We start from the raw sequence: 21,441 nt of genomic DNA on the forward strand, positions 1-21,441 counted from the left end.
CTCGCGTTATAAGATATTAATATAATTCGATAAGAATAGAGGTAAACCTTTTAGTCAAAGGATATTAAAATTTATGCTGTAGAAAAATGACCTTCTCACAAGTGATTAAAAAAGTGTATAAACAAGGAGAGGAAAATGCATATGATGTTTTATGAGATTGTTTGCTTTTCTTGTAAGAATATATTTCGTGTTTACGAAGGCAGTGAAAAATATAAGCGATTTAAAGAAAAACCAAACGGGGCATATTGTTGTGATGAGTGTAGTCATAAAATTCAATTAGAAGCGATAAAGAATTTTTTTAGGTAATTATATGTTTTTGATTCGGAAAAGTTTGACAATAAAAGTGTTATAAATTATCATATTAAAAAACTAATATTTAAAATGGCATGGAAGAGAAGAGTAGTTAAGAAAGAATACGTACAGAGAGCTCTGGTAGCTGAGAAAGAGCGGTATACATCTTAACGAAAAAAGACTTGGAGCTGCGCAAGGAACTAATTTATTTAGGGATGGTGCGACGGGTTCTCCCGTTATAGAGATAGGGTATAAGCATATTTTGCCGTACCTGAAGAGGTTAATATGGTGACATATTAACAAACTGAGGTGGTACCGCGAAGCTAACAACTCTCGTCCTCAAGATGAATAATCTTGGGGGTGGGAGTTTTTTTATTGCATAAAACTGAGAATACGAAAACAAAAAATAATTGAGGTGAGCAATAAATGCATTGGGCGTATGAAGTAGCACATGAATTAATTAGGAAACATCCAAATAAAGAAACGTTTGTTTGTGCATCTGGAATTAGTCCTTCAGGTTCTGTTCATATTGGGAACTTTCGTGAAATCGTAACGACTTATTTCGTAGTAAGAGCACTTCAAGGTTTAGGGAAAAAGACTCGTTTTATATTTTCGTGGGATGATTATGATCGATTTAGAAAAGTTCCAAAAAATATTGATCCATCTTTTGCAAAGTATATTGGTATGCCATACTGTGATATTCCAGATCCGTATGGATGTCATAACTCGTATGCGGAGCATTTTGAAAAAGAGTTTGAAACATCGCTTCAAGCATTTGGAATTGAAGTAGAATTTATTTATCAACATGATGAATATAGAAGTGGAAGGTATAACAAAAATATTTTAGAGGCTTTGTATAAACGAAAAGAAATATATGATATTTTAATGGATTTTAAAACTGGAGAGTGTAGTGAAGAAGAGCGAAACAATTTTTATCCAGCTACATTATATTGTGAGAGGTGTGGAAAAGATACAACAACTATTACACATTTTGATGAAGTATTAAAAACAGTCCGGTATGAATGTGAATGCGGAAATGAAAAAGAATTATCCGTATTAAATACAAATAAAATGAAACTAAACTGGAAAATCGATTGGCCGATGAGATGGATGATAGAGGATGTTATTTTTGAACCGGGTGGAAGAGATCATTCATCAGAAACGGGTAGTTATAATGTATCAAAAGAAATTGCAAGGAAAATATTCAATCGTGAAGCGCCTCATTACGTTGCTTACGATTTCATTGGTATTAAAGGGAATCATGAAAAAATGTCTAGTTCTTCAGGGAATAGCATTACACCAAGCGATTTATTGAAAGTGTATATACCAGAAGTAATTCTCTTTATGTTTGCCAAATACAAACCAGGCGCTGCTTTTCATATTGGGTTGGATGAAGATGTGATTCGTAATTATACAGAGTATGAACGATTGAAAGATAGCTATGAAAATAAAACGCTCAAAAATGAAGATTTATTTGATGCAATTAAACTCTCTAAAGTTGATAGGCAGTTTAAAGAATATCCGAGATTTAATCAAGTAGCAGGAACGTTACCGCTATTAAATTTTGATTCATCTATTTTACAAGATACATTAGAAAAAATAGATAGAAGTTATACATTAGATGCTATGATAGCGATATGTAACCGCGCAGAGTATTGGATAAAAAACTTTCAATCTGAAAAATTAATTGCGGTAAATCGAGAGAGAAATACAGAGTTTTACAACACATTAGATGAAAGACAGAAAGAATGGTTAGTAAAAGTTTGCAATATACTTCGTTCTAACAAAGATTACTCTAACTTAATGGAGCAATTGTATTCGATTTGCCATCATGACAATAAAAAAATAATGAAAGAAAATCAAAAACAATTATTTATTATTATTTATAAGCTCATTATGAATCAGTCTAGTGGCCCACGTATATCGTTATTAATACATGTGGTGGGCATCGAAAAATTCATCTCATTACTAGATTTCTAAAATAAAGCTAAAAGAAACGCAAGTACTTAGACATCTAAGTACTTGCGTTTCAAATTTTGCTAGCGTGAATACATTTTTGGACATTCATCACCACTTGGTTCATAAAAACAATGGCTTTTAAACTGTCCTACAAATGGCTGATTATACCATTCAGGTGGACAAGCTCCAACTGGACGGAAATACCAAAGAGCCCATCGTGCAGGCCAGCGCCATTCACCTTGTAAAACTTTTCGTGCAATTTCTTTTTCTGATTCACGAGCGCGTTGATAAAAATATCCATATTGTACTGCTTCAAATCCGCCGGGGCTTTGATATACAGCGTCGCGTACGGTACGGAGTTGTTTAAAATCTAAGCAATCACAAAATACACGGTTTACTACAACGCATCCAACTAACTCCTCACCTTGGCGACCTTCGCCTTCAGCTTCAGCACGAATTAAACGAGCTAGTAAATCAACATCACTTTCGTTGTATGGAATAAGGGGCATAGTGATACCACCTTTCTGTTATAGTAAAGAGTGTATGTTATAAAACAATCTGCGTGCTTTTTTACATAAAAATAACATTTAATTTTAAGAGGAGCTTGTATAAAAAGAGCTAATTAGTAATAGTAGATAAATATAAAAGGGAGAGGTATTATGTATCGAATTCATAAAGACCATATCATTTACTCAATGTCACCAGAAAATAAGCCTTGTATGGAAGTGGAAATTGGGAGCAGTCTTGTATTTGAAACATATGATTGCTTTGAAAATCAAATCGATTCTGAAGATGTTGTGTTTCAAGAATTAGATTGGAACCGAATTAATCCAGCGACTGGACCTGTATATGTTAAAGGAGCAGAACCTGGCGATATATTAGCCGTAACGATTGAAAAGATTAAAATTGCAGAGCAGGGCGTTTTAACTACAGGTGCAAACCTTGGTGTAATGGGTGATGAGTTAAATGAAAATACAGTGAAAATTGTCCCAATACATAATGAATATGTTTTGTTTTCAAGTGAACTACAAATCCCGATTAATCCAATGATTGGGGTAATTGGTACTGCACCGAAAGAAGAGAGCATTTCATGCGGCACCCCACATGATCACGGTGGGAATATGGATTGTAAAGAGATAAAAGAAGGGACGACATTACTATTACCTGTAAATGTTCCTGGCGCTCTATTAGCATTAGGTGATCTACATGCAGCAATGGGTGATGGTGAAATTGGTGTTAGTGGCGTAGAGGTGGCTGGTGAGGTAACTGTAACAGTTCAAACTATAAAAGGAAAGAAATGGCCATTACCAATGGCTATTCAAAAAGAAAAAATAATGACGATTGCTTCAGAGAAATTGTTAGATGATGCAGCAAATCGTGCTGTACATAATATGGTGATATTTTTACATGAAGTATTAGAAATGTCTAAAGCTGATGCAACTCTTTTATTATCGGCAGCAGGTAATTTAAAAGTTTGCCAAGTTGTTGATCCGCTGAAAACGGCGCGTATGGAACTAGGAATGGATTATGTGGAGAAACTAGGATTTACTTTTAGTAAATTTCATATTAAATAGATAAGGGAAGAAAAAGGATACTTTTGTATAAAAGCATCCCTTTTTTAATTTACGGATTTTGTGAAAAGAGGTAGTATTTATTTTATATAAGTATATTTAAGATTGTGGATTAAAAAGGAGTTCAATAATGGTCAAAATTATGATTGTAGAAGACGATATGAAAATTGCAGAACTATTATCAACACATGTTGCGAAATATGGTTATCAAGGAGTTATTGTATCGGACTTTCAAAATGTATTAGATATTTTTTTAGAAGAACAACCAGAGTTAGTTTTATTAGATATTAATTTACCGAGTTTTGATGGGTACTTTTGGTGTCGTCAAATTCGCGGTGTTTCTACATGTCCGATATTATTCATTTCGGCCCGTGAAGGTACGATGGATCAAGTTATGGCGTTAGAAAACGGTGGCGATGATTTTATTCCGAAGCCTTTTCATTATGAAGTTGTAGTGGCGAAAATTCGTAGTCATTTAAGACGTGCATATGGAGATTATGCACCGAAACTAGAAGAGCGAATGATTGAGCAACAAGGCCTTTGTTTATATCCTGAAAGGCTTGTATTGAAACTTAGAAACGACGAGATTGATATAACGAGAAACGAAGCTATTTTATTAGAGACATTAATGAAAAATTATCCGCGTGTTGTGAGTAGAGAAGTGTTACTTAATAAATTATGGGATAGTGAATCTTATGTTGATGATAATACATTAAGTGTAAATACAACACGTGTACGTAAAAAGTTACAAACGTTACATATAGAAGGTGCGATTGAAACGATTCGTAGTGTTGGATATAGATTGCACATTACTTGGGATAATGGTATAGAAAAATGATAAGGTTGTTTATACGTGATCATATACCACTTATTTGCTTTACCATAATTCAACTACTAGCTATATTTCTCGTATATTGGTTTGATGGGCATAATCATATTACAACGGCGTTATATGCAATGTTTCTAGGTGTTTTCTTTATGGGAAGTTATTTAGTGTTTCGTTATTTTACACATCGTTCTTTTTATGAGCGCCTAGCAAATCCGATGCAATCTTTAGATGAATCTGTTCAAAAATCTGATTTTGCGGCTGTATCGGCTGCTCTTCAAGAACTACTTGAGGTGCAATATCGACATTATCAAAATCAGCTGCAAATACAAGAGAGAAAAAATAATGACCATTTAACCTTTATGAATCAGTGGATCCATCAAATGAAAACACCTTTATCTGTAATAGAATTAATTACACAGGATGAAGTAGATTCACGTTTTGAAAGTATAAATGAGGAAACAGACCGATTAAAAAAGGGATTGGAAATGGCTCTATATGTCGCACGATTAGAAGCGTTCACACAAGATTTTTATGTAGAAAGGGTACAACTACATAAAATAGTGAATGATTCGGTACATGAACATAAACGTTTCTTTATACGGAATTTTGTATATCCAGAGCTTGAAATTGATAAGGACATTACTGTAGAAAGTGATGTGAAATGGTTACAGTTTTTAATCGGACAAATACTATCGAATGCGATTAAGTATTCATCAGGTAGTAGAGAAAAGATTAAAATGAAAGCTTGTAAGGAAGGTAATACCGTTATACTTGAAATTGCTGATAATGGCGTAGGTATACCGAAGCAAGATTTACCAAGAGTATTCAAACCTTTCTTTACAGGAGAAAACGGTAGAGATTTTAAAGAATCAACAGGAATGGGGCTATATCTTGTATATGAAATTACAAAACAATTAGGACATAGTGTGGAAATCCATTCAGAAGTTGGTAAAGGTACGGTAGTGCGAGTAATATTTTTTAATGTGTAAAAAGTAATCAAGGCTAAAGAACTTTGGAGATAAGTTTTTTAGCCTTGTTTTGTACCCTTGATAACATTGGAGAATGAAATATTCTATAGATAAGAGAGGCAAAATGAACCCAATAAGAATAAATGTAAGACTACATACATGAACCATTTTTTATAATAAAAATAGAATCTTATAGAAGTTGCGAATGATAGGAGGCTTGAAATGGATATTCGTAAAATGAAATATTTCATAACGGTGGCAGAAGAATTAAACTTTAGTCGTGCAGCAGAGCGTCTTATGATGGCACAACCGCCTTTAAGTCAAGAAATTCGAAAATTGGAAGAAGAATTAGGAGTTCAACTTTTTCACCGGACAAAAAGGATGGTTGAGCTTACCGAGGCGGGGAAAGTCTTTTTAGAAGGTGCTAGGCAAACATTACTTCAAGTAGATAGAACGATTAAAGAAACACAGCTTGCAGATGAAGGGAAAATCGGGCATTTAATCATCGGTTTTGTCGATTCTACAGAAACAGTTATAGGCATATTAAAAACATTTCGAGAACGGTTTCCGAAAATTCAGCTCATATTACGCGAGATGACAACAGACCAGCAAATAAAAGCGCTTTACGAAAAACAAATTCATATTGGATTTATTCGTTCGGAGCAAAATAATAAAATATTATCTTCTGAAGTTTGTTCTGAAGAGTGTTTAAAATTGGTTTTACATGAAAATCACCCTTTCGTTTCGTTACCTAATATTTCAATCAAATCATTAGTAGATGAACCATTCATTTTATTTCCTCGCCATTTCGGTACAAATTTTTATGATTTAATTATTAGTTACTTTTGGGAACATGGAGTAAGTTTAAATATTGTTCAAGAAGCAGTTCAAATGCAAACGATTGTAAACTTAGTTGCAGCTGGAATGGGGGTTTCAGTCGTTCCATCATCGGTGGAAAGCTATAAAAAATCAGGAGTCATGTATAATGATATTCTAGAAAATACACCGAAAATAAATTTATATGCTGGATGGAGGAAGGATGAAAAGTCTGTCGTGTTAGAGAACTTTTTAACAGTTGTTAGAGAGGTTTATATGACTTCACAATGTGAACTTAACAGATAAAAATAAAAGCCCATCTTTATAGGATGGGCTGTGGGAAGTTGGCAAGGAGTGTTTATTTATAGGTAAAACTTACTCATGATTCAACCTGTTTTACTAGTATCATACTCAGCGAAACCTTTTAATACACTATCAATCTGATCCATAATTTCAGGTTGCAATTTAACACTAGAAGCAATTACATTTTCTCTTATTTGTTCCGGATTTGAAGCACCAATAATTGCAGAAGAAACAGCTGGATTTTGTAATACCCAAGCAACTGCGAGTTGAGATAAGGTAAGGTTATTTTCTTGTGCGATAGGTTTAATTTCCTGGATAGCGGTAAGCACATCATCACTCATCCAACGTTGCACGAGTTTGTCAAAAAACGGTTTTCCAGCATCGGAGTTAGCACGCGATTGATTCGGTAATAGTTTACCAGGTTGATATTTTCCTGTAAGAATACCTTGTGCAAGTGGCGACCATACGATTTGGCCAAGTCCCTCACGTTGACATGTTGGAATCACATCAGTTTCAATAACTCGCCATAACATCGAATATTGAGGTTGGCTAGCGATAAATGGAATGTTCAATTCGCGTGCAAGTGCTGCACCACGGGTAATTTGTTCTGATGTCCATTCGCTTACGCCTAAATAGAGAACCTTACCTTGTCTTACAAGATCTGAGAAAGCTAACATTGTTTCCTCAAGAGGAGTTGTTATATCAAATCTATGTGCATAATAAACATCGATATAGTCTGTCTGTAATCGTTTTAACGATGCATTACAATTTTCTATAATATGTTTTCTTGATAATCCACGATCATTTTTTCCAGGACCGGTCGGATGGCATACTTTTGTACATAGTTCTATACTTTCTCGGCGTATACCTTGCAAAGATCGGCCAAGTACTTCCTCAGCTATCGTGTCCGAATAAACATCAGCAGTATCGAACGTTGTAATTCCAACATCTAGTGCGGCTTTTACACAATCATTTGCAGTATCTTCGTTTACTTTTCCACCATGGTTTATCCAGTTCCCGTATGCGATTTTACTTACTGTTAATCCACTGTTTCCTAGTTTACTAAATTCCATTGTAGAACCACCCCTTAAAAATGATACCTTTATTATAAGAACTGAAATTTAGTATGTATAATATATGATTTATTATGAATTTATATAAAATTTATATAAGAGGGAATGCTTACAATTTTATTGCTAGGGAAAGCTAAAGCAAGTAGTACAACAAATGTGGTTGATACTTGTTCGATATGAAGTGAAGAAATAATGAATAGACCTTAAAAGAAAGCAATCTTTTTTAGCAGCACAAATAATTGCATTTACTCATACAGTACTATTATGGTACAATATGGTTACTAATGAGGGGAAGGAATGATGGGTGGACGATGATTAACTAATCTTATTTTTAAATGTTGAAATTCAATAAATTTCAATTTCTAAAAAATAGGATTAGTCTGCCCGATTTCCATACAACGGTATTGCTATTTATGTTGCGTAATAGCTTATTTGGGTGTAAATATTTTAACAACTAATCCTGCCAAATTTATTTGGGAGGATTTTTTTATTCTCCCTTAATGAAAGGGATCGGTATTATGAAAGAACTATTAAAATTAAATGATGTTTATGTTGAAATAAAAGAAAATATGTTGTTAGAGAAAATGAATGTGACAGTAAAACAAGGGGATGTTATCGGATTAATTGGTAAAAACGGTGCTGGTAAATCAACGTTACTTCAATTAATAAATGGAAAGATTGAGCCTTCAAAAGGGATTGTTGAATGGCAGCAAATGAATATGACAACCGCATATGTTGAGCAAGAAATAGAATCTTTTATTAGTAACGATGTAATTGCAAAAGAAGCAGAACTGCTTGCGAAATGGGGCGTGCCAACGAACGATTTTCATACTTTAAGTGGTGGTGAAAAGTTAAAAATTCGATTAGCAAAAGGATTTGCTAAAAATCCTAATGTCTTAATATTAGACGAACCGACAAATCATTTAGATGAAATGAGTACGGAATTTCTCATTAAACAAATAAAAAATATGAAAGGTACAGTTATCGTTGTATCGCATGATCGATATTTTTTAGATGTTGTCGCAACAAAAATATGGTCAATTGAGGACAAAAAATTAATTGACCATAGTGGTAATTATACAAGCTACATGAAAGCACGTGAGCAAAGAAGGAAGTCGCAGCAGCGAGAATATGAAAAGCAGCAAAAAAAGATAGAACAAGTAGAAACACATATAAAAGAATTAAGTTCATGGTCACAAAAGGCACATGCGCAGTCTACAAAACAAGAAAGTTTTAAAGAGTTTTATCGTGTAAAAGCGAAACGAATGGATGCGCAAGTGAAGTCAAAAAGAAAACGTCTCGAAAAAGAGCTGGAGAAAACGAAAGTAGAACGTGTGAAAGAAGAGTATTCAATTGAGTTCTCTATTCAAGCGAGTAAAAAAGTAGGAAAACGCTTTTTAGAAGTAAAGCAATTAAAAAAAGAATTTAATGGAAAAGCATTATTTGAAAACGTTAATTTTACAATTCAGCACGGTGAGAAAGTTGCAATTGTTGGACCAAACGGTAGCGGGAAAACAACATTACTGAAGATGATTATGGGAGCGGAAACTGCTGAAGGAGAAATATGGATTTCACCATCTGCAAACATCGGTTATTTAACACAAGAGGTTTTTGATTTGCCACTGGACAAAACGCCAGAAGATTTGTTTTTTAAAGAGACGTTTGAAGAAAGAGGAAAAGTCCAAAATTTAATGAAACATTTAGGGTTCCAAGCTTCTCAATGGAAAGAGCCGATTGAACATATGAGTATGGGAGAAAGAGTAAAATGTAAGCTAATGGCTTATATTTTAGATGAAAAAGATGTACTCATTTTAGATGAACCGACGAATCACTTGGATCTACCTTCACGTGAACAACTTGAAAATACATTAGCTGAGTATAACGGAACATTAATAATTGTTTCTCACGATCGATATTTTCTAGAGAAAACAACTAACATAAAACTCGTGTTTTCAAACAATACGATACAAAAGCAGCTAGAAAAACCTACTAAAACAAGAGATAATATTGAAGAGCTACGTTTAACGTTAGAAACAGAGAGACAAGAAGTATTAGGGAAATTAAGCTTTTTAACTTCTAACGACAAAGAATATAAAGAACTTGATGAACGATTTATAGAACTTACGAAGCAGATAAAGGCGTTATAACGTAAGTAAGGGGAATTAACATGGGAGAAGAGAGTTCAACTAAGTTATTTAGAATAGATTGTGGAGATATATACTTGCAAGAGTTTATGGTCAAAGATGCAGAAAGTATTTATAAAATAGCCAATCAACCGGAAATAGAAAAGTTTTTACCAGACTGGAAATCAACGAAAGAACAAAGGGTGGATTGGATTGCAAATTATGAAATACCAGCAAACAAAGCATTTCTTGAGGCAGTGAAAACTACGAATAACATAGATAATCATATGTTAAAGCTAGGAATATTTAAGGAAGCTACAAATGAATGCATTGGATGGTGCTGCACAGGCATGAAAGAAGAACTCCCTTCACCAAACAGAGAGATAATGTATGCTATCTCAAATAAACATCAAAATCATGGCTATGCTACAAAAGCGACTAAAGGCTTAATTGACTATTTGTTTAAAGAAACAAATTTAATTGTCCTTAACGCAATTGCTTTAATTAACAATGTACCATCAAATAAAGTTATTAAAAAATGCGGGTTTACTTATTTGAGTGAACACAAGATAGCAAATCAACTATATAATCATTATGTATTGAGTAAATCTGAATGGATAAAAAATATTGTTCAGTAAAAGGAATTAATACGAAATCATAAAAAAGCTTAGAGCTAAAACTCTAAGCTTTTTATATTCATTTTATCCCGCATAGGTACCTTAATCTTTATCATTCATGAATGTTTACACATTTTAGTAATAAGTAAAAAAGGGATATTAGCTTAACATTTAGTAAAAGCTTTTTTTGGCTAAATACAAATGCAGTCTTATCCAAAACGAGATTTTGGGTCTTTATGAGCTTGCCTATTATTGTATTATCAGTAGTACCTGCCATGATGTCGTTCTTTGTATCAGGAAATATTAAATCAATTTTATTATTTATATGTTGGATAAACACATTCATTTCCGCCTCAGATATTTACAATTCGTTTTTGATTGCAATGAAACCGAAGAACTCATTTTTTTGCAGAGGTTATTATCAAGTGAAATAGTATTTAATGGGTAACTCAAATATGCTTTAACTACACACAACAGTTAAAATATAATATTTGAAAGTAAAAAGACCGATAAAAATCGGTCTTTTTATATTAATAAAATAAAGATTAGAAAATAGCATTGTAATTCAAACCAATATGCAAATATTATAAGATAGATATGCTTTGTTTATAGATTGAAAATAGGTTTGTTATCAGTTTTTTTAGAAATCTTACAAGCGTGTAAGATAAATGAAAGATGAATCAATATGAGCTGTAAGACAATTCATTTACACTCTATAGTGAGCAGTGGAAACGAAGGGAGAATATAAATGGAAATTTTGCAGGCAAATAGTATTAGTAAAGTATATAGAGGGAAAGTACCTTTTAAAGCATTAGTAGATATTGATTTATCAATTCAAGAAGGTGAATTTGTAGGAATTATGGGCCCGTCAGGTAGTGGGAAAACAACGTTATTAAACATGGTATCTACTATTGATTCTCCATCATCGGGAGAAATATTTATTAATGGTACAAATCCTTTCCAATTATCATCAGAAGAATTAGCGTTATTCCGCAGAAAACAATTAGGATTTGTTTTCCAATCATTTAATCTTCTTAGCACACTTACTGTAAAAGAAAACATCGTATTGCCGATGACTTTAGATGGTGTTTCTGTGCAAGAAATGAACAAACGAGCGGAAGAGATTGCAGAGAAGTTAAACATTACAGATATATTGAGTAAAAGAACGTTTGAAATATCAGGGGGACAAGCTCAAAGAACAGCAATTGCTCGTGCGATCGTTCATAAGCCGCAATTGTTACTTGCAGATGAACCAACAGGGAATTTAGACTCTAAATCTTCAAATGATGTAATGGAGATGCTTGATACTCTAAATAAAGAAGAAAAAGCAACGATGATGTTAGTTACACATGATCCGTATGCAGCGAGCTTTTGCAGCCGAGTAATCTTTATTAAAGATGGTCAACTATATAACGAAATTTATTGTGGTGAAAGCAGGCAAACTTTTTATCAAAAGATTATGGATGTCCTTTCTTTGTTAGGAGGGAAAAGGCATGACTTTTCGTCAGTTCGCATTTAATAATATTTTTCGCAATAAGCGTACATATGCTGCCCATTTTTTAAGTAGTGCATTTTCTATTATGATTTTCTTTACGTATGCTCTTTTATTATTTCATCCTGATTTACAAGGTGAGTTGAAATCGACAAGTGCAACAATAAGTGCATTTGGTACATTGGGATTTTCAGTTTCGCAAGGATTGATTTTTGTATTTTCATTTTTCTTCATTTTATATTCAGTTAGTTCGTTTTTAAAAACGCGTAAGAAAGAATTTGGCATTTTAATGATGCAAGGTATGTCAATGAGACAGCTTAAGAAATTATTATTAATTGAAAATATGTTGATTGGACTTGGTTCAATTTGTATAGGGATTTTCATTGGACTCATATTTTCTAAACTAGTCTTATTGATAAGTGCAAGTGTATTAATGATTAATAATGGTTTGCTTTTTTATATACCAGTGCGGGCTGTATTATTAACAGTTATCACATTTCTTTTCTTGTTTTTAATTGTTTCATTATTTACATTTAAAATGATAAAAGTAACGGAACTTGTGGAACTTATTCGAGCAGAGGAAAAGCCAAAACCTGAACCGAAATCTTCAGTTTTATTATCGCTACTTTCTTTAATTAGTATAGGATATGGATATTTTTCAGTATTTCGCTTCATACCAAGTACCAATTTTATTACGCTTGGAATAGGTGTGCTCCTAGTAATTATAGGAACGTACTTTTTATATACACAGTGTAGCGTGTATATATTGTACCTTGCTAAAAGGAGAGAATCTTTCTTTTTAAAGAGAACAAATATATTAACATTTTCTGAATTAATTTACCGTATGAAAGATAATGCAACGATGTTTTTTATAGTATCTATTGTTTCAGCAGTTGCATTTACAGCAATTGGTACAACAGCCGCAATTGGAAATAGGGATTTGGTAAGGATGACAAATCCCTATACATTTTTGTATGGAAGTTTTGAGAATGACAAAGTATTGAACAAAAATCTTTCTATTATAAAAAAACACCTTTCTGATGCTAATATTCCGTATCGAATGGCTTCATCTTCATATATATACACAGAAAATGGCGTAAATGTAATGAAGTTAAGTGAATACAACGATCTTGCTAAAGCACTAGGCTATCAAAAAGAAACAATTGAAAAAGAAGATGAAATTTTATTAATTCCTGGGGTCGTATCACAAAAACAAGAATTTAAAAATGGCGAGTATAAAAAGAATATAGAAGTCATTCAAGGTGACTGGACAAAGACATTTCATGTGAAAAAAGCTGTAGAAAATTTAGTTTTACCACATGATTCTAGAACTATTTATATCGCTGTTCAAGATCAGGTATATGATGGAATACCTCTTACTAGTGACCCAGTTAATAAAGAAATTCCATATCGTACTTACGGATTTGTTGTAGATGATTGGATAAAAACGAAAGAGATTTCCAATCAATTAAAGAGTATATTCGATAAAAATCTTAGGGACAGAGATTTCTACTTTGAAGCTTTAACATTAAACTTGTTGGAAGCAAAGCAAAAGAATGGTTTATTACTTATGGTAAGTATTTTAGTCGGAATCGTCTTCTTTACATTCGCCGCTAGTTTTATTTATTTCCGATTATATACAGATTTGGATCGCGATCAACAACAATATAAAATGATTTCGAAAATGGGATTAAGTAAAGGTGAGTTGAAAAAAGTTGTAACGAGGCAGTTATTATTAATGTTCTTTTTACCAATTGTCGTTGCAGTGATTCATACTGTAGTCGCTTATATAGCATTACAGCAATTAGTCAATTTTTCTATCATAAATAGCTCTATCGTTATTCTAATTTCATTTATATGTATACAAGTTTTATATTTCTTTATAACCCGTTGGCGTTACCTGCAAAAGCTTTATAAGGTTATGGAGCAATAGAATTTATTAGCTTGTAAGACTACACTAAAGTATGTGGAAAAATGAACTGTATGATGAAAGGAAACGAGATGAAAAGAACTTTAACTATTTTTATGTTTACGATACTTCTATTAATAAGTTTTAGTGCATGTTCTAAAAAGGAGAATCCATTTCCGGCAAACGGTGTATTAATTATTGGAGATGAAAATAATATTTCACCAATTATTAATCGTTATCAGGAAATTACGGAAGAAAATGAAGTGTTTTCTGTGAAAAAAGGGGAAGTTGGAAATGGAAATGTCTTAATTTTAAATGAATCTACAGCACAAGCATTGATTAAAGAAAAACTTTTTCGAAAACAAGATAATGGCTCCAATTATATTATAGATACGTTACCGAAATTCTCAAAAGAAGGGTCACTTTTATTTACAAGTGAAGACGATAAGACTATGAAAAGTATTAAAATAGGAGGGGAAGAGATTCCTGTTACATACGATAGTGATGCTTGGATAGGTAACAATCGTAAATATTCAACGGAATGGTATATGATTGTAGCAAAAAATAGTGTGTATAAAGAAATAAAGGCAAATGAAATGAAAATGCATCTTCTTCATTTGAAAAAATCTCTAGGTGACGAAAAACCTAAAATGTCGACAGATAATACATTGGTTAATGAAAATGTCAAAGTAAAAAAACTAATTAAAGGTTTGGAAGGAAAAGTATCTTTCCAGTTTGTAACGATTGGAGAAAAATCATAAAAAAAGAGTTCGAGGTTGATAAAAACTTTATCACCCCCGAACTCTTTTTAGTTTGTAGACCAATCAAATATTATGCTTTACATTACTTCATTTAATCGAGTCTCGTTTGTTTCCTCAATCGCATTTGAATTTTGAACTGAATTATTTTGGGCTTCTTTTTCTTTACGAGCCTTTTGTAGCATTTCAAGGATGATCCATAAAGGAACACCTTTATCCTTTAACATCTTCCATAAATCTAATTCATTAAATTTATGCTCAGGCTGTTTCATTTCTTTTTCAGATGAACGAATATCAAACTTGATAGGATCATTTACTTTCTTACTTTCAAGTTTAGTAGAAGAGATAGTATTATGCTCAAGAGTAGATGGAGTTATTTTAGTAGGTTGAGATAATGTATGAATATTTGATCCGATTTGCATGCTTTTTCCTCCTTTTCAAGCAATGAGATTAGTTTTCTTATGGTTTTTAAATCTTTTTAACATGAGGAAACTATATCTAATTATAAATTCAAATAAACAGATTTACAAGTTGTATTGTAAAAAGTAAATGTTCACTTGAATTAATATTTATCAACATTTGTATATGTTTTCTATATATACAACGTATATAAAATACTTTACATTATGTTTAAGTTGTTAAAACATTCTGTTATTTTTGGAAGAAAAATGTAAACGTTTTATTAGGGGGAGAAAGTATGGGGAAGTTATTTTTAAAAATATGTTTTTTCGCATTAGTGACCTTATGTTCATTCGCAGCGAAAATATCATACGCTGAAGAGGGACAACAAAATAATTATCCTATCATATTGGTGAATGGATTTGCTGGATGGGGTAGAGAAGAAATGTTTGGCGTAAAATATTGGGGTGGTGTTCATGATATACAGGAAGATTTGAAACGAAATGGTTATACGGTACATACTGCAGCTGTTGGACCTGTTTCTAGTAACTGGGATCGTGCATGTGAATTGTATGCGCAAATTAGGGGTGGAACAGTAGACTATGGTGCCTCGCATGCTGAGAAACATGGACATAATCGTTTTGGCAGAACTTATAGTGGTTTTGCACCGAATTGGAGTGAAACAAATAAAGTTCATTTAGTTGGACATAGCATGGGTGGACAAACGATTAGAACATTAGTACAGCTATTAAAAGAAGGTAGTTTTGAAGAAAAGAATTATGTGAAAAATCACCCAGACACCAAAATATCACCACTATTTGAAGGCGGAAAATCATATGTTCATAGTGTTACAACATTAGCAACCCCTCACAACGGTACAACACTTGCGGATGGTAGCCTTCTGCTGCCGTTCGTTAAAGATTTACTCATTACAGCTGCGAGCTTTGGAGGAAACAATAATTTATCTTTATATGATTTTAAATTGGATCAATGGGGTATAAAGAAGAATGCTGGAGAGTCCTTTTTCCAATATAGTAATCGTATTCTAAATAGTTCACTTTGGAAAAATACAAAAGATATAAGTCAATGGGATTTAAGTACAGATGGTGCAAAGGAGTTAAATAATTGGGTAAAGACACAACCGGATGTGTATTACTTATCTTATAGTGGACATGCATCACAAGCAGCACCTATAACAGGTTTACATTTACCTCATATAACGATGAATAAAGTGCTGATGGGTAATGCATTTTTCTTAGGTTCTTATGCGAGATATGAAGAAAACCGTCCGTTAGTTGATACTTCTTGGTGGCAAAATGATGGTGTAGTAAATACAAATTCTATGATTGCACCAACTTCTAATGTTGCTGTAAATAATAATGAGTCATTACAGATTGGAAAATGGAATCATATCGAAACGAAAGCGAATTGGGACCATCTCGACATGGTAGGATTAAGTGTTTCAGACTCGTTAGGTTTTTCTAGCATTCAAGAGTTTTATAGAACAATTGCTGAAAAGCTATCACGTTTACCGAAATAGGTAATAATAAAGCGCTCTCGATGGAATTCGAGAGCGCTTTATATTATATTGAAAGAGGGGTTTGGTAGAAAAATATGGGGGGATATTATGAAAACTCAAGTTGTATTATCAGGATACGGAACAGTAGGCAGAGAGTTTATAAAATTATTAAATGAAAAGTATTCATATATATATGAAACATATGGGATTCAATTAGTTGTAAGTGGCGTATTAGGGAGAAATATTGCAATACATAATGAAGACGGCTTATCTCTTCATCATTTATTGATGTATGGTGGCGGTACCGCTGCAATTGAAAAATATTTAGAGTATCATCCGAAGGAACGTGCAACAACTAGCATAAGTGGTACTGTATTGGTAGAATCAACAGTTACAAATCTTAAAGATGGAAATCCAGGGAAACAATATATGAAACAAGCGATTGAGAAACAGATGGATATAGTAGCAATTTCAAAAGGTGCACTCGTTACAAACTGGAGAGAAATAAATGAAGCAGCAAGAGGCGTAAATGTACGAATTCGATATAGCGGTGCAACAGCCGCTGCACTACCGACACTAGATATCGGACAATTTAGTTTAGCCGGTTGCAGTATTGAAAAAATAGAAGGAATATTAAATGGAACAACTAATTATATTCTTACGAAAATGTATGAGGAAGATATGACATTTGAAGAAGCACTGAAAGAAGCGCAAAATAAAGGAATTGCTGAGACAAACCCTATATTAGATATAAGTGGTTCAGATAGTGCGTGTAAATTGTTACTTTTGACAAACAGCCTAATGGAAACAGAGAAAACACTTACTGATATACATATAAAAGGAATCGAGCACGTTACAAAACAGCAAATACAAAATGCTAAGGAACAACATAAAATTATTAAATTAATAGCATCAATATATAAGGATGAGGGTGGCAATGTGAATTTAAATGTTGAACCGTGCGAAATAGAAAAAAATCATCCGTTAGCAAAAGTAAATGGGACCGAAAAAGGAATTACGTTCTTTACAGATACGATGGGACAAGTTACTACAATTGGTGGGGCTTCTAATCCACGAGGCGCTGCAGCTGCAGCTTTAAAAGATGTAATTAACTTATATCGAAAAGACTTGTAAGACCGTACCGCCCTTTATAAAAAATACATATGTCGTGGACCTTTTGAGAATGAAATAAATATGCAAAAATGATTGCAGGGGGTAAGGAATTGTTTAAGGATTTTAAAGTTGTTAAAGATCGTCCCGTTTATATTCAATTGAAAGATTATTTGAAGAAGATGATTATGAAAGGGTATTTGCTCGGGGATCAAAAAATTCCATCAACAAGGGAACTAAGTGAATTACTAAGTGTGAGTAGAAACACTGTACTCGCTGCTTATGCAGATTTAGAGCAAGAAGGACTCATTTATGCAGTTAAAGGAAAAGGGAACTTTGTTGCGAAGGTGGATATATCTAACACTTCGTCTGTTGAAATAGATTGGAAAAATAAACTTAATACAGTGACCGCATTAGCGGATGAATTAGATTTAATGAAACATGGTGTTCGTTGGGAAAAGGGAATGATTGTTTTTAATAGTATAGCCCCGGATGAGAAGCTATTTGATGTTGAAAATTTCAAAAGAGCTTTTCTTACTCGTATGTCCATTGAAGGGGACATCGTATTGAACTACGGATATGCAAAGGGATATAGACCGTTAATGAATTATTTACTTCATTACATGGAAATGAAAGGCGTAGACATTTCGAATAAAGATATTCTAATTACAAATGGATTTACAGAAGGATTGGATATTGTACTCTCTTCTTTATCAAAAAAATCCGGGCGTGTCATTTGTGAGAATCCAACTCACCACGCTGCGCTAAAGTTGTTCCGCTTACATGGACTTGAAGTTCATGGGATTGATATGGATGAGGATGGTATTGATACGAATGAAGTTGAAAAAAGCTTGTGTGAAAAAGATTTTGATTTTGCTTATTTAATTCCTTCTTATCATAATCCAACCGGTATTGTTACGAGTTCAGAGAAAAGAACGGAATTGATGAGGTTATTCTCAAAATACAAGGTTCCTATTATAGAGGATGGATTTAATGAAGAATTACGTTATTCAGGTTCACATTTAGCTCCATTATTAACTTTTGCTGGAGCTGGCAATAATGTGATTTATATTAGTAGCTTTTCAAAGGTACTTTTCCCTGGTTTACGTGTAGGCTGGATTATTGCAGATAAAGAGCTGATTCATTATTTAGAAAGCGTAAAAAGAGCAAGAACGATTCACACATCTACGCTAGATCAAGCTGTTCTGTTTCAATATTTACATGAGGGATATTTTGAAAAATATTTAAAAAAGGCAAGATCTGTTTATAAGAAAAAATATGAGTTAGCTGTCGGGGCATGTAATCAGTACATTCCTTTCAAAAGAATGACTGGAGATGGTGGACTTCATTTATTTATAGAGCTAGAAGAGCATATGAATGCCCGCACACTTTTACAAAAGTGTTATGAGAAAGGCGTTACGTTTTCACCTGGAGATGTTTTTTACTCTGATGGAGAAGGAGCAAATACTTTCCGATTAGGGTTTTCGCGTTTGAAAGAAGAAGAAATAGTTCGGGGAATTAAAATAATTGGTGATACATTAAAAAATGAAATTTGGAGTTGAGAAAATGAAAATCGGTGTTATTATGGGCGGGGTATCGTCTGAAAAACAAGTTTCAATTATGACGGGGAATGAAATGATTGCTCATTTAGATAAAAATAAGTATGAAATAGTTCCAATTACATTAAACGAAAAAATGGATTTAATTGAAAAAGCGAAAGACATTGACTTTGCATTGCTCGCATTACACGGAAAATACGGAGAAGATGGGACAGTTCAAGGAACACTGGAGAGTTTAGGGATTCCTTATAGCGGAAGTAATATGTTATCTAGCAGTATATGTATGGATAAAAATATTTCGAAAAAGATTTTACGTTATGAAGGTGTAGAAACGCCAGATTGGATTGAACTTACAAAAATGGAGGATCTAAATCTTGATGAGTTAGATAAGTTAGGATTTCCATTAGTGGTAAAACCAAACTCTGGCGGATCGAGTGTCGGAGTGAAAATCGTTTACAATAAAAATGAATTGATCTCAATGCTAGAAACTGTATTCGAATGGGATTCTGAAGTAGTAATTGAGAAGTATATAAAAGGTGATGAAATTACATGTTCCATTCTGGATGGAAAACAGTTACCTATAGTTTCAATTCGACATGCAGCCGAGTTCTTTGACTACAATGCAAAATATGATGATACTAGTACAGTTGAGGAAGTTATCGAACTTCCAGCAGAAATTAATGAACGTGTAAATAAAGCGTCACTGGCTTGTTATAAAGCCTTAAAATGTAGTGTTTATGCAAGAGTTGATATGATGGTGAAGGACGGAATTCCATATGTAATGGAAATTAATACATTACCAGGGATGACACAATCAAGTTTATTGCCAAAAAGTGCAGAAGCAGCTGGAATTAGTTATAGCAAACTATTAGATATGATTATTGAAACGTCATTAAAAGTGAGAAAAGAAGAAGGTTTTTAAGATAGTTATATAACGAATTCTTTTGACAGTTTCATGAAGTATGCTATGATGAATACATTATAAAAACAAAATATTTATCCACTAGGGGGGCCTTTTATAGGCTGAGATCAAATGTGATTTTGAGACTCTTAGTACCTGATCTGGTTAATGCCAGCGTAGGGAAGTGGGAAAGACGTTGCTATTTAATGAGTAAATAATTACTGTCAATTTCACTTTCTTTACGCCTGTAAAGAAAGTTTTTTTATTTTACAGCTTTAATAATTGTGGATAAATACTTATATTTTATACATTATTGGAGGGATTTAAATGACTTTTTCACAATCATTACGTAAAGAAGTAGATTCAATTTGGGAAGCGAGTTTTAACCATCCTTTTGTAAAAAAACTTGGTGAAGGAACGTTAGATTTAGCTAGTTTTCGCTATTATGTGCTTCAAGATTCATATTATTTGAGTCATTTTGCTAGAGTACAAACTTTAGGAGCTGCGAAAGCTCTTGAATTAGAGACGACAGCTCGTATGGCACATCATGCTCAAAATACATATGAGGCAGAGTCATCTTTACATGAGAATTTTGCTAAAAAGCTAGGGATAACAAAAGAAGAAAAAGATAATTTTATTCCTGCGCCAACTGCATATGCGTATACTTCACATATGTATCGTGCTGCGTATGAAGGGCATTTAGGAGATATCATTGCAGCAATTTTACCTTGCTATTGGTTGTATTATGAAATTGGCGAACGCTTAAAAGAGTGCCATCCGGAAGAGCCAATTTATAACGAATGGATTTCTGCTTATGGATCTGATTGGTTCCGTACGCTAGTTGAAGAACAAATTACACGTTTAGATACTATCGCTGAAAAAGTAACAGAGGCAGACCGCAAGCGTATGAAACAGCATTTTATTATTAGCAGTCAATATGAATATTCATTTTGGGAAATGGCTTATACATTAGAAAAGTGGCCAGTGGATACAGACGTAAAAGACGTAATTGGATAAAGAATAGAAGTAATGTTATAGATAGGTATGGATCATACCTATCTATATATTTTTTCTTGTCAAATTTGCGTAAAGTCATTAGTGCTACGGATATGGCGAAATAGAATATCGATAATTTAGCTCATTTAATTGTCTACGCATTAACTGGATAAACTTCTGTCACATTTATTTTACAATCAAAGAACGTAAATGTTGGTGGTATGAAGTTAAATAAGAAAAGAAACCCG

Annotated in this window: 19 protein-coding genes, 1 pseudogene, 1 riboswitch and 1 other annotated feature; of the genes and pseudogenes, 17 read left to right on the forward strand and 3 right to left on the reverse strand. The window is 33.2% G+C overall.

Annotated elements, in window-relative coordinates:
* Positions 1-135: 135 nt before the first annotated feature.
* Together MHI26_RS13105 and lysS are read left to right on the forward strand one after the other, a co-directional pair.
* Positions 136-306, forward strand: a complete 171-nt coding sequence (locus MHI26_RS13105; RefSeq protein ID WP_000551047.1) for a DUF2197 domain-containing protein — start codon at positions 136-138, stop codon at positions 304-306.
* Positions 307-378: 72 nt separating this feature from the next.
* Positions 379-635: a binding site (T-box leader), on the forward strand.
* Between the two features lie 82 nt (positions 636-717).
* Entirely contained in the window at positions 718-2,271 is a 1,554-nt protein-coding gene (lysS, locus tag MHI26_RS13110; RefSeq protein WP_000558626.1) for a lysine--tRNA ligase, read from the forward strand.
* A gap of 59 nt (positions 2,272-2,330) precedes the next feature.
* Here lysS and MHI26_RS13115 read toward each other — a convergent pair whose 3' ends face one another.
* The gene (locus tag MHI26_RS13115) at positions 2,331-2,759 is read right to left on the reverse strand and encodes a cell wall hydrolase (RefSeq protein ID WP_001128398.1); all 429 of its coding nucleotides are present in this window, start codon (positions 2,757-2,759) and stop codon (positions 2,331-2,333) included.
* A gap of 150 nt (positions 2,760-2,909) precedes the next feature.
* Here MHI26_RS13115 and MHI26_RS13120 point away from each other — a divergent pair, with 150 nt between their 5' ends.
* The 4 genes from MHI26_RS13120 (at position 2,910) to MHI26_RS13135 (ending at position 6,740) form a co-directional block, all read left to right on the forward strand.
* On the forward strand, positions 2,910-3,824 hold the full coding sequence (locus MHI26_RS13120) for an acetamidase/formamidase family protein (protein ID WP_061665860.1): 915 nt from the start codon (positions 2,910-2,912) through the stop codon (positions 3,822-3,824).
* A 127-nt stretch (positions 3,825-3,951) separates the two neighbouring features.
* Entirely contained in the window at positions 3,952-4,659 is a 708-nt protein-coding gene (locus MHI26_RS13125) for a response regulator transcription factor (RefSeq protein ID WP_000238992.1), read from the forward strand.
* Complete coding sequence (locus tag MHI26_RS13130; protein ID WP_042972475.1) at positions 4,656-5,639, forward strand: sensor histidine kinase; 984 nt, start codon at positions 4,656-4,658, stop codon at positions 5,637-5,639. Before MHI26_RS13125 ends, MHI26_RS13130 begins: the two co-directional genes overlap by 4 nt.
* A gap of 201 nt (positions 5,640-5,840) precedes the next feature.
* Positions 5,841-6,740, forward strand: coding sequence for a LysR substrate-binding domain-containing protein (locus MHI26_RS13135; RefSeq protein WP_061665859.1), 900 nt, complete (start codon positions 5,841-5,843; stop codon positions 6,738-6,740).
* An 80-nt stretch (positions 6,741-6,820) separates the two neighbouring features.
* Here the strand turns inward: MHI26_RS13135 and MHI26_RS13140 are convergent, their stop codons facing one another.
* The gene (locus MHI26_RS13140) at positions 6,821-7,810 is read right to left on the reverse strand and encodes an aldo/keto reductase family protein (protein WP_061665858.1); all 990 of its coding nucleotides are present in this window, start codon (positions 7,808-7,810) and stop codon (positions 6,821-6,823) included.
* 518 nt (positions 7,811-8,328) lie between these two features.
* Here MHI26_RS13140 and abc-f point away from each other — a divergent pair.
* The 6 genes and pseudogenes from abc-f (at position 8,329) to MHI26_RS13170 (ending at position 14,712) form a co-directional block, all read left to right on the forward strand.
* Positions 8,329-9,957 (forward strand): ribosomal protection-like ABC-F family protein, encoded by a 1,629-nt coding sequence (abc-f, locus tag MHI26_RS13145; RefSeq protein WP_042973316.1) that lies wholly within the window; start codon positions 8,329-8,331, stop codon positions 9,955-9,957.
* Positions 9,958-9,977: 20 nt separating this feature from the next.
* A complete protein-coding gene (locus tag MHI26_RS13150; RefSeq protein ID WP_000503548.1) occupies positions 9,978-10,571 on the forward strand; it encodes a GNAT family N-acetyltransferase in 594 nt (197 codons plus the stop codon).
* 54 nt (positions 10,572-10,625) lie between these two features.
* Positions 10,626-10,984: pseudogene (locus tag MHI26_RS13155) on the forward strand (DUF3267 domain-containing protein); the annotation flags it as partial.
* Between the two features lie 314 nt (positions 10,985-11,298).
* On the forward strand, positions 11,299-12,069 hold the full coding sequence (locus tag MHI26_RS13160; RefSeq protein ID WP_000404446.1) for an ABC transporter ATP-binding protein: 771 nt from the start codon (positions 11,299-11,301) through the stop codon (positions 12,067-12,069).
* Positions 12,044-13,975 (forward strand): ABC transporter permease, encoded by a 1,932-nt coding sequence (locus tag MHI26_RS13165; protein ID WP_061665857.1) that lies wholly within the window; start codon positions 12,044-12,046, stop codon positions 13,973-13,975. Before MHI26_RS13160 ends, MHI26_RS13165 begins: the two co-directional genes overlap by 26 nt.
* 50 nt (positions 13,976-14,025) lie before the next feature.
* Positions 14,026-14,712 (forward strand): lipoprotein BA_5634 family protein, encoded by a 687-nt coding sequence (locus MHI26_RS13170; RefSeq protein WP_000975416.1) that lies wholly within the window; start codon positions 14,026-14,028, stop codon positions 14,710-14,712.
* A gap of 77 nt (positions 14,713-14,789) precedes the next feature.
* Here the strand turns inward: MHI26_RS13170 and MHI26_RS13175 are convergent, their stop codons facing one another.
* A complete protein-coding gene (locus MHI26_RS13175) occupies positions 14,790-15,131 on the reverse strand; it encodes a DUF3914 domain-containing protein (RefSeq protein ID WP_001165517.1) in 342 nt (113 codons plus the stop codon).
* Positions 15,132-15,406: 275 nt separating this feature from the next.
* Between MHI26_RS13175 and MHI26_RS13180 the strand changes: the two genes are divergently transcribed.
* From MHI26_RS13180 to tenA, 5 genes are all read left to right on the forward strand, one after another.
* Positions 15,407-16,648, forward strand: a complete 1,242-nt coding sequence (locus MHI26_RS13180; RefSeq protein ID WP_000517055.1) for an esterase/lipase family protein — start codon at positions 15,407-15,409, stop codon at positions 16,646-16,648.
* An 87-nt stretch (positions 16,649-16,735) separates the two neighbouring features.
* A complete protein-coding gene (locus MHI26_RS13185) occupies positions 16,736-17,761 on the forward strand; it encodes a homoserine dehydrogenase (RefSeq protein WP_061665856.1) in 1,026 nt (341 codons plus the stop codon).
* Between the two features lie 89 nt (positions 17,762-17,850).
* On the forward strand, positions 17,851-19,299 hold the full coding sequence (gene pdxR / locus MHI26_RS13190) for a MocR-like pyridoxine biosynthesis transcription factor PdxR (RefSeq protein WP_000471640.1): 1,449 nt from the start codon (positions 17,851-17,853) through the stop codon (positions 19,297-19,299).
* Positions 19,300-19,303: 4 nt separating this feature from the next.
* Complete coding sequence (locus MHI26_RS13195; protein WP_003307060.1) at positions 19,304-20,218, forward strand: D-alanine--D-alanine ligase; 915 nt, start codon at positions 19,304-19,306, stop codon at positions 20,216-20,218.
* A 73-nt stretch (positions 20,219-20,291) separates the two neighbouring features.
* A riboswitch (TPP riboswitch) is annotated at positions 20,292-20,397 on the forward strand.
* 127 nt (positions 20,398-20,524) lie between these two features.
* Positions 20,525-21,214, forward strand: coding sequence for a thiaminase II (gene tenA, locus MHI26_RS13200; RefSeq protein WP_000144522.1), 690 nt, complete (start codon positions 20,525-20,527; stop codon positions 21,212-21,214).
* Positions 21,215-21,441 lie beyond the last annotated feature (227 nt).

Source organism: Bacillus sp. FSL K6-1218, from assembly GCF_038006445.1.
Lineage (GTDB): Bacteria > Bacillota > Bacilli > Bacillales > Bacillaceae_G > Bacillus_A > Bacillus_A thuringiensis_S.